The organism is Calothrix sp. PCC 7507 (genome assembly GCF_000316575.1).
Classification (GTDB): Bacteria; Cyanobacteriota; Cyanobacteriia; order Cyanobacteriales; family Nostocaceae; genus Fortiea.
This window is the reverse complement of sequence record NC_019682.1, coordinates 2309610-2322215: the sequence shown is the minus strand read 5'-3', so window position 1 is coordinate 2322215 and position 12606 is coordinate 2309610. Positions and strand designations below refer to the sequence as shown.

At 42.7% G+C, this 12606-nt stretch carries 11 protein-coding genes; 8 read left to right on the top strand and 3 right to left on the bottom strand.

The genetic code is table 11. The annotated features are described in order from the left end of the window. Window positions 1–156: 156 nt before the first annotated feature. Together CAL7507_RS10115 and CAL7507_RS10110 are read right to left on the bottom strand one after the other, a co-directional pair. A complete protein-coding gene (locus tag CAL7507_RS10115) occupies window positions 157–1656 on the bottom strand; it encodes a NarK family nitrate/nitrite MFS transporter (protein ID WP_015128367.1) in 1500 nt (499 codons plus the stop codon). 119 nt (window positions 1657–1775) lie between these two features. Beyond that, a complete protein-coding gene (locus tag CAL7507_RS10110; protein ID WP_015128366.1) occupies window positions 1776–3392 on the bottom strand; it encodes a ferredoxin--nitrite reductase in 1617 nt (538 codons plus the stop codon). Between the two features lie 621 nt (window positions 3393–4013). Here CAL7507_RS10110 and CAL7507_RS10105 point away from each other — a divergent pair. The 8 genes from CAL7507_RS10105 (at window position 4014) to CAL7507_RS10070 (ending at window position 11373) form a co-directional block, all read left to right on the top strand. Continuing rightward, window positions 4014–4580 carry a COP23 domain-containing protein gene (locus tag CAL7507_RS10105; protein ID WP_015128365.1) on the top strand — a complete coding sequence of 189 codons (567 nt, stop codon included), beginning with the start codon at window positions 4014–4016 and terminating at the stop codon, window positions 4578–4580. Window positions 4581–4582: 2 nt separating this feature from the next. Next, complete coding sequence (locus CAL7507_RS10100; protein WP_015128364.1) at window positions 4583–5329, top strand: serine protease; 747 nt, start codon at window positions 4583–4585, stop codon at window positions 5327–5329. Window positions 5330–5532: 203 nt separating this feature from the next. Continuing rightward, entirely contained in the window at window positions 5533–6444 is a 912-nt protein-coding gene (locus CAL7507_RS10095) for a serine protease (protein WP_015128363.1), read from the top strand. A gap of 174 nt (window positions 6445–6618) precedes the next feature. Continuing rightward, window positions 6619–7044, top strand: coding sequence for a ubiquinol-cytochrome c reductase iron-sulfur subunit (locus CAL7507_RS10090; RefSeq protein ID WP_015128362.1), 426 nt, complete (start codon window positions 6619–6621; stop codon window positions 7042–7044). Between the two features lie 177 nt (window positions 7045–7221). Next, a complete protein-coding gene (locus tag CAL7507_RS10085; RefSeq protein WP_015128361.1) occupies window positions 7222–8523 on the top strand; it encodes a HEAT repeat domain-containing protein in 1302 nt (433 codons plus the stop codon). Between the two features lie 169 nt (window positions 8524–8692). Further along, window positions 8693–9640, top strand: coding sequence for a LysR family transcriptional regulator (locus CAL7507_RS10080; protein WP_015128360.1), 948 nt, complete (start codon window positions 8693–8695; stop codon window positions 9638–9640). Between the two features lie 42 nt (window positions 9641–9682). Continuing rightward, the gene (locus CAL7507_RS10075) at window positions 9683–10114 is read left to right on the top strand and encodes a hypothetical protein (protein ID WP_236556923.1); all 432 of its coding nucleotides are present in this window, start codon (window positions 9683–9685) and stop codon (window positions 10112–10114) included. Window positions 10115–10332: 218 nt separating this feature from the next. Further along, the gene (locus CAL7507_RS10070; protein ID WP_015128359.1) at window positions 10333–11373 is read left to right on the top strand and encodes an anthranilate phosphoribosyltransferase family protein; all 1041 of its coding nucleotides are present in this window, start codon (window positions 10333–10335) and stop codon (window positions 11371–11373) included. A 213-nt stretch (window positions 11374–11586) separates the two neighbouring features. Here the strand turns inward: CAL7507_RS10070 and CAL7507_RS10065 are convergent, their stop codons facing one another. Continuing rightward, window positions 11587–12576 carry an Rpn family recombination-promoting nuclease/putative transposase gene (locus tag CAL7507_RS10065; RefSeq protein WP_015128358.1) on the bottom strand — a complete coding sequence of 330 codons (990 nt, stop codon included), beginning with the start codon at window positions 12574–12576 and terminating at the stop codon, window positions 11587–11589. Between the last annotated feature and the right edge of the window lie 30 nt (window positions 12577–12606).

Here is a 12606-nt window from a genome sequence, read left to right as displayed (position 1 = left end):
TTGATAGTTGATTGTATGAAAACTGAAGCCTTTGTAGGGTGGGCATCGCTCACTAAAACCATGAAAATCGGTAGCAGTGCCCACCCTACATATATTTCTCACGCAAATGTACAAATAAAAGGATAAAATTAGCGATATTTTATCCTTAATAATTGATTATTCTTCTACTAAGATTGAAGAGGTTTTGGATTCTGTTTCTGTTAATTCTTCGTAAGCAGCAGCGAATGAATTTTTTGGTTCTTTGAGGAAGAAGGCGCACATAAAGGCACAGACTAAAGCTGATATTCCCATTGTGGTGAAGAGGGTTGATGCGTCGGTTAAGCTGAAAATTGTGAGATAAACTACGCCGCCAAAATTGCCATAAGCTCCCACGTTACCGGCAATTTGTCCTGTAACTTCTTTTTTAATTAGGGGAACTATGCCATAGGTTGCACCACACCCAGCTTGGGCAAAGTAGGCGGCAAACATTGTGACTGCGATCGCTAGAGGAATTGGCCAGCTACTATTAATGAAATGTGCCATCAAATAGCCAACACCAATACCAGCGCTGATAATTGTGATTGTCCATTTACGAGAGCCGAATTTATCAGAAATTAAGCCACCACTGGGACGAGAAACCAAATTTAAAAAGGGATAGGTAGCTGCAATCATTCCAGCGACTACATGCTCTAAAGCAAAGGTTTTTTCAAAGAAGGCGGGTAGCATGGAAACGGCTGCCAGTTCGGAACCAAAGTTAGTAATGTAAGTAAATTCGAGTAAAGCTACTTGCCCAAATTGATAACGTTGTGATGGAGCGTAAGTTTTCTTACCAGTTAAAAGTTCATGGTTGACTTGATAAGCTTTGTAAGTTTGGTAAGCAAACAATCCTGCTAAAACTGCCCAAACTAGATACATTTGAGTCAGATTTAAGAAGTGAATGTTTTTTTGTTCTAAACGCCAAGCTAATAAACCCAAGGCGAAAATTAAACCAAAGTTGGAGAGAATCATCGCCCAGAAGCTTTTAATGCTGGTTACTTCGAGAGAACCGTTTTTCTTGGGTTGTTTGTAAACTTTACCTGGGGGTGTATCTTGGACACCGTTGTAATAAATTACGCCGTAGATAGCGGCGATAATTCCTGTAAGTGCGATCGCTAATCGCCAGTTAGAAGCACCACCAGCTAAAAACCCAGTCCCAACTGCAATCATCGGTAAAGCAAATTCTGCACCAAAAGCACCAAAGTTACCCCAACCGCCATAAATACCCTGTGCAATTCCCATTTCTTTCGGTGGGAACCATTCCGCTACCATGCGGATACCGACAACAAACCCAGAACCCACAATCCCCATCAGTAGGCGACTAATCACAAGTTGGTTAAAGTCTTGCGCTAACGCCGTAGCTAAACAGGGAACAACCGCAAACATCAACAGTATAGAGTAGGTAATTCTGGGGCCATAACGATCCAGCAACATCCCAATAATCAGCCGCGCTGGAATCGTTAACGCTAGGTTACAAATGCCCAAAGTTTTAATTTGCTCAGGTGCTAAATGTAGCTCTTTACCGATGGTTGTGGCGAAGGGTGCAAAGTTAAACCAACATACAAAAGTGAGGAAAAACGCAAACCAAGTTTGATGTAGGATGCGGTAGCGTCCATTCAATGAAAACAATCCTTTGAGCATTAAACCTTCCTCACTAATAAACTGAAAAATTGCATAGAGAAATCTAGGGACAATGATGGAATTGCCCGAAATGGGGAATTGAGAACTGTTAACTGATAACTGTTAACTGATAACTGACTTTATACCGTGACTACTTCTTTCAAGGAGGCACCGAAATGTTCGATGAGTAAATTCCGTAAAACTGGTTGCAAATCTTCGCAGGGTATGCCTTTGGTAACGCAACTACCTAAATGGGCATCTTTGCCGACTTTACCGCCCATGTAGATGTCTACTCCTTCGACTGTTTTGCCATTTTTGCGGGTTTTCGTGCCCATTAAGCCGATATCTGCAACTTGTGGTTGTCCGCAGGAGTTGGGACAACCCGTCCAGTGGATTCGGACTGTGTGAGTGATGATTAACTCGGCTTCTAGGGCTTTAATCATTGACAGGGCGCGGTTTTTGGTTTCAATGAGAGCAAAGTTGCAAAATTGTGCGCCTGTGCAAGAAACAAGCGATCGCGCCAACAAACCGGGATTTACTGCGAACTTTTTCAGCAGGGGTTCAGTTAAAAATGTAACTAGCCGGGAGTCAGAAATATGGGGGATAATCAAGTTCTGTTCAACTGTAATCCGGATTTCACTACTGCCGTAAACCTCTGCCATTCGAGCAATTTCAAACATATCATCTGCATATAGCCGCCCAACGGGAATATGTAAACCTGCGTAATTCAATCCGGCTTGCTTTTGTTTATATACCCCGATGTGGTCGCGTTTTTCCCAGTCGATTTCGTCTTTAGCGGCTGCGGGTAATAATGATTTACCCAAACGGTTTTCGACTTCTAATCGGAATTTTTCTACACCCCACTCATCAATCAACCACATCAGGCGAGATTTTTGACGATTGGCACGTAAGCCATTATCGCGATAAACTTCCAAAACAGCCCTACATAAAGCAACCACATCTTCAGGCGACACCCACGCATTCAACGGAATCGCCGCTTCACAGCGTTTGGCTGAGAAGAAGCCACCCACAAGGATGTTGAAGCCAAATATTGGGGACTGGGGATTAGGGATTGGAGATTGGGAAGATTTTTCCCCAGTCCCTAGTCCCCAGTCCCTAGTCCCTTCTTTAAACGCGGGAACAAAAGCTAAATCGTTAATTTCGGCGTGAACTGAATTGTCTCGACCACCAGCGATCGCAATGTTAAACTTACGCGGGAGGTTGGTAAACTCTGCATTACCTTCTCCTTTGTTGGTGAGCATATCTTGAATTTGCTGCACCAATTGCCGCGTATCGAACAACTCATCTGCATCTAACCCAGCGACGGGATCGCCTGTGATGTTGCGGACATTGTCCATCCCTGACTGAACGGTGGTTAAACCAACGGCGCTGAATTTATTAAAGATATCTGGCAAATCTTCAATTCTAATCCCGCGCAATTGGATATTCTGCCTAGTGGTAATATCAGCACAGCCGTCATCGCCGTAACGTTGAACTACTTCCGCTAACACACGCAGCTGCTGGCTTGTGAGGATACCATTCGGTAACCGCATCCGCATCATAAACTTACCCGGTGTGACTGGGCGAAAAAATACGCCTACCCACTTGAGTCGATGTTCACGATCTGTTGCTTCCATCGCTTCCCAACCCAGAGAAGCAAATTTTTCTATTTCTGTTTTGACAGCGAGTCCATCTTTTTCGGCTTTAAATTTCTCAAACTTGTTCAGGCTAGTTGTGGTAGTTGCTGTGTCTGTCATAAACTAACTCTGATAACTGTTAACTGCTAACTGATTTAATGTGTAAATACTCTGCGGTTACTGACCGTGTAACTATTTGTATGAACTTCAGGTTAATGTCCTATTTCGGTTAAAATCGTATAGCTCGCTACGAAATAAAAGTATAATTTCTTAACCCGCATCACTTGTATGCATTTTCTGCATTCACATCAGCCAATAGGTGACTCTACATGCCGAAACCTGAGCGATCGCAGTTAATCAATATACAAAGCAAACCTGAAGTTGTAGAGATGCGTACCCATTAATTTTGCGGGGCTACTAGATCCCCGACTTCTACCCTGCGGGAAGCCACCCTACGGGTGTCTATAAGAAGTCGGGGATGTGAACACCATGAACCTATCAAAACTTATGGGACAGAGCAGTACTTAAGTTAAAAAATTAAAGCGGGTTGCTACACATAACATTAAAGTAACAATAATTATCTTTTTATGTAGTTACTTTATGAATTAACAACACCTTTATGAAAAAAATATCGTATTTTTACTTAAACAACTTGTATTTGGATCTTGAGTTTATTTATGATAACTAAAGAATTTTTCGCACATATCCAAGTAATACTACGTAGATTTTTAGGGATTCAGCATGAAAATCAAACTAGCATCATTAACAATTGGTGCGACAATGGGAGCGATCGCTCTTACAGCCAACCTCAGTCAACCAAGTTACGCTCAAGATTCCACTTTCTACTGTGGTGTCAGTCAAGGCGTACCAGCAACCATAGCCAGAACACCTAACGGGAACATCACAGTCATTCGCTGGGTTTCCACTTACTTCTATGAAGCTGGTTATGACCCACAAAGACGATGTGAAGAAGTAACCGGACGGTTCCAAACATATAAAAACAACGGTACTTTAAATTACATCACTACAGGTGTCATTAATAGTCAACCTGTTGTCTGTGTCAGTAGCACCAATGGTGGTGGATGTAAGGGATTACTCTTCACTCTCAAACGGGGAGAAAATGCTAGCAGAGTAGTGCAACAACTCTTTAACGTTCGTGTAGGCGCATCTGGACCCCTGAATGAGAGTTCAGACAGGGTTTATATTGATGTCAACAAACTACTAAATTCTTCCCCAGTCGAAAAAGATAATTCTCCTACCTCAACACCCACCAATCCAGCACCAGAGAATAAGCAACCACTCTTTTAATCGTGAGGAATTACCGATACCTCATCCTAATTGTTTGTCTTGTTAGTATATTTCTCCCAATTGCAGTCACAGCACTTCCCGTCACATCGCCACAAATTCAAAAACAAGCCCAAGCGATTACCGTCAAGGTTTTATCAGGAGATACATCAGGTTCTGGGACTTTGATTCAGCGACAAAGACGAACTTACACAGTTCTTACTAATCAGCATGTCCTGACACCAGGACAGGATAGTAAATATCGCATTCAAACCCCTGATGGTCGCATTTACCCAGCAACTGTAGCTTCAAAAAATCAATTTATTACTCAAGATTTAGGGTTATTACAGTTTTGTAGCAGCCAGAAAGCCTACTCAGTTGCATTCCTAAATACTTCTACCAATCCTGTCCCAGGAGAAGAAGTATTTGCTGCGGGATTTCCCATATTTTCATCAGGATTAGTGCTGACAACTGGACAGATTTCACTACTACTAGACAAACCATTAAATGAGGGCTATCAAATTGGTTATACTAATCAAGTTCAGAAAGGCATGAGTGGGGGCCCACTATTAAATCTGCATGGTGAAGTCATCGGGATTAATGGTAGACATGCCTATCCATTATGGAATAATCCCGATGTATTTTTTGATGGTTCCACACCGTCAAACAAGCTACAACAACGAATAAATCAACTAAGTTGGGCTGTTCCCGTGCAGAGTTTTTTCAAACTAATTACTCAGTTTATTAGCCCAGCTAATTCCCGTTGTGGTTAGTGTTTACATTCCCGAATTACTTATAGGAATACTATTTAATTTTTGAAATACCCTTAGTAGGGTGGGCATTGCCCACCAGATACGGGTTTTGTAAGGCATAGTCCTACCTACTGCTACTGAGTTATCTTCAACAATCAAAACTGATTCCTATAGAAGTCGGGAATGTGGCAAATTAACAAATATACAAAATAAGAAGTTGAATCATGAAATTAGAGAATGGATTATCAGTTATATTGGGTAGTGCCTTCTTCGCCAGTGCCATTGTAATTACTCAACCACAAGCTGTAATGGCACTTTCAGGAGAAGAAGTCAATAATATCGCTCGTGAAGTTACAGTTTTAATTAACGGAATTAACCCTGGCTCTGGAGTAATTATTGCCAAAGATGGTGGTAGTTATTATGTTTTGACTGCTAACCATGTAGTCAAAACAGAAGACGAATATCAAATAATTACTCCTGACAAACAGGCTTATAAAATTGACTACAAAAAAGTCAAACATTTCTCAGGTTTAGATTTAGCATTAGTTGAATTTAAGAGTGATAAAGACTATAAAGTTGCTACCCTTGCTAATTCAGATTTAGCCACAGAAGGCAAAACAGTCTATATTTCTGGCTGGCCTAATCCTGGACAAAATATTACAGAAAGAATTCGCCAATTTACCACAGGTCAAATTTCTTCACGCCCCCAAAAACCTCTAGCAGATGGTTACAGTGTAGTTTACACAAACGTCACCAGAGCGGGGATGAGTGGCGGCCCAGTTTTCGATACGGCTGGAAGAGTGATTGCAATTCATGGACGGGGTGAAGGCGAGGTAATTTCTAATGAGGAAAAACAGAAACTCCAAGAATCAGGCGCAGGAAGCATATTAACAACTGCTAGTAAAGTAGGCTTTAATTTGGGAATTCCCATCAATACTTTTTTAAGCACAGCACCTCAACAAAAGATTTATTTAGGAGTGAAAGTAGAAAACTCACCGCCACCAGAAACAGGAACGAATTATGTAGCAAGTAGTCAAGTTGATTCTAGAGACAAAATGGATATCAAAGATGTATTAAGTACTATCAATGATACTGTGAACACAATTCAAAAAGTTCGCAGTATTTTTCCTTTTTAAAATATTCCATCATCTACAAAGCTTCGCTTTCTTTATGTAGGGTGGGCGCTACCTACCAAAACCACGATACGGTGGGCATTGCCCACCCTACTACTATTAATTGTCTTTTCTAGGGTAAGATGTGGTAAAAACTCCTGGCTTACCGTTTTAAAATAGTCAAGACGAGGCTGAAATATGAAACGCCGTGATTTTATCAATTGGGTAGGTTTGGGTGGCATAGCGAGTTCTCTACCTATAGCGATCGCTGCTTGTTCTTCACAAACAAAAACACCATCATCCTCAGCCTCTAAAGACTGGCAAACAGTAGGCACCTTGGCAGAGTTAGATAAAGCTGGTCAATTGCTAGTCGAAAACTCACCTGTTGGGCCTGTGTTAGTAGTCGGGACATCAAAAGCAGGAAATCTGATTGCTGTCAACCCCACTTGTACACATAAAGGTTGTACAGTCGCATGGAAAGCTGCAGCCAAAAAATTTATCTGTCCCTGTCATAAATCAGAATTTAGTGTTGATGGTAAAGCGCAAAAAGGCCCAGCCGATAAGCCCCTCAGCAATTATGCTGCCAAGATTGAAGGTAATTCTATTGTGGTGAAACAAACTTAAATCAGTGAACAGTGAACAGTGAACAGTGAACAGTGAACAGTGAACAGTGAACAGTGAACAGTTGTTGGGTTCTTAACTGATAACTGATAACTGATAACTGATAACTGATAACTGATAACTGATATTCCCCAGATTATGGGATGATGCAAATTACCTCAGTCGGTTATTCTCAGAATCGTGGATAATATCAACCAGCTTTTGACACAAGCACAGATAGCCCATGATGCAGATGATTGGTCATCGCTGACTCAGTATCTACAACAATTGATTTTGGGCAAAGATGCCACATACCCAGAAATAGCCCAAAATCAGGAACACCTGCTGGAATTAGCACTCTCAATTTTAGAAATGGGGGATTTCCAGCAACGTTGGGAAATTGTCAAGGTATTTAGTCATTTGGGAAATTTTGCGATCGCTCCACTCATCGATATCTTAAAAGATGAAGATGCCGATGAGGAAGTGCGGTGGTATGCGGCGCGGGCTTTGGGTGAATTTCAGCACCCAGATGTGATCGCGCCGTTAGTGGAATTATTGAGAAGTGTTGAAAGTCAAGAACTCAAAGCAATCGCAGCTGGCGCATTGAGTCAAATTGGTACTCCGGCGATCGCTGCACTCTCCCAACTGCTCACACAAGATGATACCAAGCTTTTGGCAGTGCGATCGCTCTCTTACATCCGTCACACAGAAACCATCACACCGTTGTTGACTGTGGTGCAAGATCCCCAATCCTCTGTAAGGGCTGCAGCAATTGAAGCTCTCGGCAGTTTTCATGACGAACGTGTACCATCTGTGCTGCTGAATGCTGTGGATGATCCATCTGCCATAGTCCGACGTGCAGCTGTGTTGAGTTTAGGTTTTCGCCCTGACTTGCGTGAAGCATTAGATTTGGCGAATAAACTCCAACCCAAGCTGAATGATTTGAACCAAGAAGTTGCGTGCGCGGCGGCTATTGCCCTTTCCCGAATAGGTGGTGAGGATGCAGCCCAGCAGTTATTTCAAGTATTGATATCACCCCAAGCACCGTTAGAGGTACAACTAGAAGCTATCCGCGCCTTAAGCTGGCTGGGGACTTCTGATAGCTGCGAATATTTGCACCAAGTATTCAAGCAATGCACATCAGCGACACTTTGGCAAGAAATTGTCACCGTTCTGGGGCGAGTGCAAAAGTCCCAGTCAACTATGTTAGCCACAGAAATTTTGCTGACAATCCTGCAATCAAGCCATCCAGCTACAGAGATTGCCGACATTAAAAGTGCGATCGCCCTGTCTTTAGGGCAGCTTGGCAAAATCGAGGCAATTGATCCCTTAATTTCGTTGCTAGCAGATCAAGATACATCGGTGAGATTGCACGCGATCGCCGCCCTCAAAAATCTCGCACCAGAAGTTGCACATCAAAAGTTGCAGCAATTGGCAAATACCACACTCACACCAGACTTACAACAAGGAATAGCGATCGCCCTGGCAGAATGGGGGAGATGAGGGGGAGTGTGGGGAGTGTGGGGAGAAATAACCAATGCCCAATGCCCAATACTCAATACATGGGAATTAAAAGATAGCATTGAAAAGACATGTAGCAAACTGTACTAAATTATCGCTAAAAATCCGTTAAGTTAGTGAAACCCATAAATGTAATTCAGGCTACATAAAGATGAGGCTAGAGCAGTTGCAAGCCTTTCTGGCGATCGCGGAAACCGGCAGCTTTCAACAAGCGGCAAGGAAATGTGGTGTCACCCAATCGACGATCAGTCGCCAAATCCAAGCATTAGAGGCAGATTTGGGGGTAGAAATGTTTCATAGAACAACTCATGCCAAGCTAACACTAGGCGGTGAGAGGTTGCTACCTCGTGTCCGCAAAATTTGCCAAGAGTGGCAGAATGCGACAGAGGAATTAGCCGATTTAATGACAGGAAAGCAGCCAGAACTCTGTATTGCAGCTATTCATTCCCTATGTGCTTCTTACCTGCCACCAGTGTTGCAGAAATTTTGTCATGATTATCCAGACGTGCAATTGCGGGTGACATCCTTAGGAAGCGATCGCGCCCTCAAAGTCCTCAAGGATGGCTTAGTGGATCTAGCAATTGTGATGAATAATCGTTTTTTGACTACTAGCAGAGAAATGGTAGTAGAAGTCTTATATGATGAACCCATAGAAGTTTTGAGCGCTGCCAATCATCCCTTAGCCCAATATGAATATATCCCCTGGTCGGAACTAATTCGTTATCCGCAAGTAGTTTTTAAAGATGGTTATGGGATGCAACGCCTAATTCAAGATAGATTTGAGCGATTAGAAGCTAAACTCCAGGCAACTTTAGAAGTTAACACCCTAGATGCCTTTCGGGGAGTAGTGCGTCAAGGAGAACTCATAGCTTTGCTACCCCAATCAGCATTAGTAGAAGCGCGACAAGATCCCACCCTTGCGGTTCGTCCCCTAGCCAGCAATAGCGTTGGTGCTTTGGGCGACAATTCTAGTTTAACTCGTCGGGTAGTGATGGTAACTACCCAGGATCGTCTCCAAATTCCCCCCATCAAATACTTTTGGCAACTAGTCCGGGAAAATATCCCTCCACAAACTAACCAGCAGCGATCAGCTAGTTGATCAGCTAAGGGATTTTCGGGAAAATAAAATACCAATTCAGTGATGCACGAACGTCTGGCATTTAAAGAAATTGCTTTCCATAACACTGGACTTTATAATATTGATGGTAAAGGAGCATATCCGGCTGATAATACGGGAGTGCTAGAGATTACCTTAAAACCAGAAGATATGGGTCGTTTTAAAGCTCCTACTCTGCGAAATATTGCCTTAACCGCTCCCTACATGCACGATGGTAGCATTGCCACCCTAGAGGAAGTTATAGATCATTACGCAGCAGGTGGTAGAACAATTTATACAGGTAATTTGGCGGGAGTTGGCAGTAAAAATCCCTTAAAAAGTCAATTTATTTCTGGTTTCAAATTAACTGCACGTGAAAAGCAAGATTTATTAGCATTTCTGCAAAGCCTAACTGATGAAACATTTACTCATAACCCTGCCTTCAGAGATCCATATGACGAGCAAGCAGTAAAATAATCATCAAACAACCAAAATAAATCAGGAGTATCCCACTTTTACACTGACACCCATTCAGGGTGTTACTATACGAACTCAGCCTACCTGCATGGGCTAAAAACTTTTAGCCTACATTCTCTAAATAAAGGTTAGGTAGGCTTTGTTTGCATAACGTAGCCCCGCTTTTCTAAGGTGTAAGCATTTCTGCATTCATTGGGATGCTCCCAAATAAATTTTATATGAGCAACGTATTTAGAGAACTCCTGCAGAAGGTAGGGAGTGGAACCCACACTTCAGAAAATTTAACTCGCACGGAAGCAGCGACAGCTACCAAAATGATGTTGCTAGGTGAAGCAACACCAGCCCAAATCGGCGCATTTTTGATCGCCCATCGCATCAGGCGTCCCACTGGGGAAGAGTTAGCGGGAATGCTCGATGCTTACGATGAACTAGGTCCAAAACTACAATCTATCGCTTCTGGGCGACCAGTGATTGTGCTTGGCATACCCTATGATGGCAGAATTCGTACTGCGCCTATTAGCCCCATTACGGCTTTACTATTAGCCAGTGTAGGACAACCTGTAGTAATGCATGGAGGCGATCGCCTACCCACTAAATATGGACTACCCCTAGTAGAGATTTGGCAAGGGTTAGGAGTAGATTGGACTACCTTACCACTGGAGAGAACCCAGCAAATTTTTGAGCAAACAGGTGTTGGCTTTGTTTATCCACCTAAGCATTTTCCCTTAACTACCACTCTTTGGGAATACCGGGATCAACTCGGTAAACGTCCACCCTTGGCGACAATGGAGTTAATTTGGTGTCCTTATGCTGGGGATGCCCATATTATCGCTGGGTTTGTCCATCCGCCAACTGAAGGGATGTTTCAAGTAGCCTTGGGATTACGAAAAGTGACAAAATATACCTTAGTCAAAGGATTGGAAGGGAGTTGTGACTTACCACGCGATCGCACGGCAATTATCAGTTTATCTTCAGCATCACCCCAACAGCTAGAACGTTTGCATCTCGTACCCCGCGAATTCGGCTTTACCACCAAGAATGTCCCACTAAGCACCACTCAAGAACTGCTTGTCGATATGCAAACTGTATTAGGCGGTAAATCAGGAGAATTGATGCAAACAGCCTTATGGAATGGCGGATTTTATCTATGGCGTAGTGGTATTTGTCTAGATATGCCAGAGGCTTTAGCCAAAGCCGAAGAATTATTTACCAGCGGTGCAGTCGCAGCCAAACTGCAAGAGTTGATGCAGTTAGTCTAAAGTTCATGTTCTCGCAGATGCGATCGCTCTGTTCATCTGCAACTGTTATAGCAATTCTCATATGAATGAAATAACTTTCCACAAAGGATTCAGCCGCCAGAATATGTAACCCTCCTGAATTCTGAATTCTGAACACCCTATTGCACCCGACTGAAAACCGCTATAGCTTCTATTAAATTGAGAAAGTCATCGGGTAAATTGTCGCCAACAAAACTATTCTGTTGCTGTAGACTGATAAACACTGCGTACTTGCTCCAAGGTTTCTACAGTTTTTAGTGCAGTTTTAATAGCCGTTAATTGTGCAGTATCTCTAATCTGGGAAATTTCTGGCATCAAGTTTAGTCCTAAGTCGCCAAACTTTAACTCTAAAGCCATTTCAATTTTTCCTAACAGGCGACCTACTGCAATCCCCTGCTCAATCCCCTGCTCAATCCCCTGCTCAATCCCTCTTTCAAGTCCTCGTCTCTCAATATTGCTAAGATAAGGCATCTTCCTATCCTCCTCATATTGACTCAATGTTTCTTCAAATTCCTGCTGCAGTTCCTGTGGTAGGGTCATCATCCAATCAATAAATCTATAGAGATTGATAACATCCTTTCGCTCCAAACCAGCAGAATACAACCGTTTAGTCAATGCTAACTTCGACTGAAGACGCTCTTGGGCGTTAGTCCGAGTTTCCAAGGCTTGTAAATGAGCCATAACCACAGTAGCAAAGGGGTTGTTGCTTGCTTCTAGCTGCAACCACTGCTGCTGATAGTCTAGCAATTTTACCACCGGAAACTTGAAATGCATTTCACAATCAAATAGTTGGTAGCTAAATTCATTGGGACGCCAGTTGCTTTGCTCATCTCCCAAAACGGCTAGAGAAGCTACAGATCGCTTATAACGGTCATAGATGCGATAGTTGTATACAAACATTCTTTGGGCAAAGTTGCTGTCCTCCTGGCTTTGAATTTCGATATGAATCAACAACCAAGTTTCTTCACCCCCCTTCAGGTAAATCTTCACGAGTTTATCAACTAAGCGCCGTCCCAGTTCGGCATCTCTAACAACTTGTTGTAACTCCTTATCCAGAAATTCAGGAGTCCGAGTCCAGTCAATCTCCTCATGTGCTTGAGGAAGGAAAAATAGCATAAATTCTGCAAAATAGTCTTGCAGTATATCTTTCCAAGGTGTATCGAATTCTGTCTGGGGTTGATTCATGATTCTTTTGGCAAATACATTACTCAGTAT

Excerpts from the sequence above, each read along its gene's own strand:
- CAL7507_RS10115 (WP_015128367.1), bottom strand. The coding sequence starts at position 1,656 with ATGCTCAAAGGATTGTTTTCATTGAATGGACGCTACCGCATCCTACAT.
- CAL7507_RS10110 (WP_015128366.1), bottom strand. The coding sequence starts at position 3,392 with ATGACAGACACAGCAACTACCACAACTAGCCTGAACAAGTTTGAGAAA.
- CAL7507_RS10105 (WP_015128365.1), top strand. The coding sequence starts at position 4,014 with ATGAAAATCAAACTAGCATCATTAACAATTGGTGCGACAATGGGAGCG.
- CAL7507_RS10095 (WP_015128363.1), top strand. The coding sequence starts at position 5,533 with ATGAAATTAGAGAATGGATTATCAGTTATATTGGGTAGTGCCTTCTTC.
- CAL7507_RS10090 (WP_015128362.1), top strand. The coding sequence starts at position 6,619 with ATGAAACGCCGTGATTTTATCAATTGGGTAGGTTTGGGTGGCATAGCG.
- CAL7507_RS10080 (WP_015128360.1), top strand. The coding sequence starts at position 8,693 with ATGAGGCTAGAGCAGTTGCAAGCCTTTCTGGCGATCGCGGAAACCGGC.
- CAL7507_RS10075 (WP_236556923.1), top strand. The coding sequence starts at position 9,683 with ATGCACGAACGTCTGGCATTTAAAGAAATTGCTTTCCATAACACTGGA.
- CAL7507_RS10070 (WP_015128359.1), top strand. The coding sequence starts at position 10,333 with ATGAGCAACGTATTTAGAGAACTCCTGCAGAAGGTAGGGAGTGGAACC.
- CAL7507_RS10065 (WP_015128358.1), bottom strand. The coding sequence starts at position 12,576 with ATGAATCAACCCCAGACAGAATTCGATACACCTTGGAAAGATATACTG.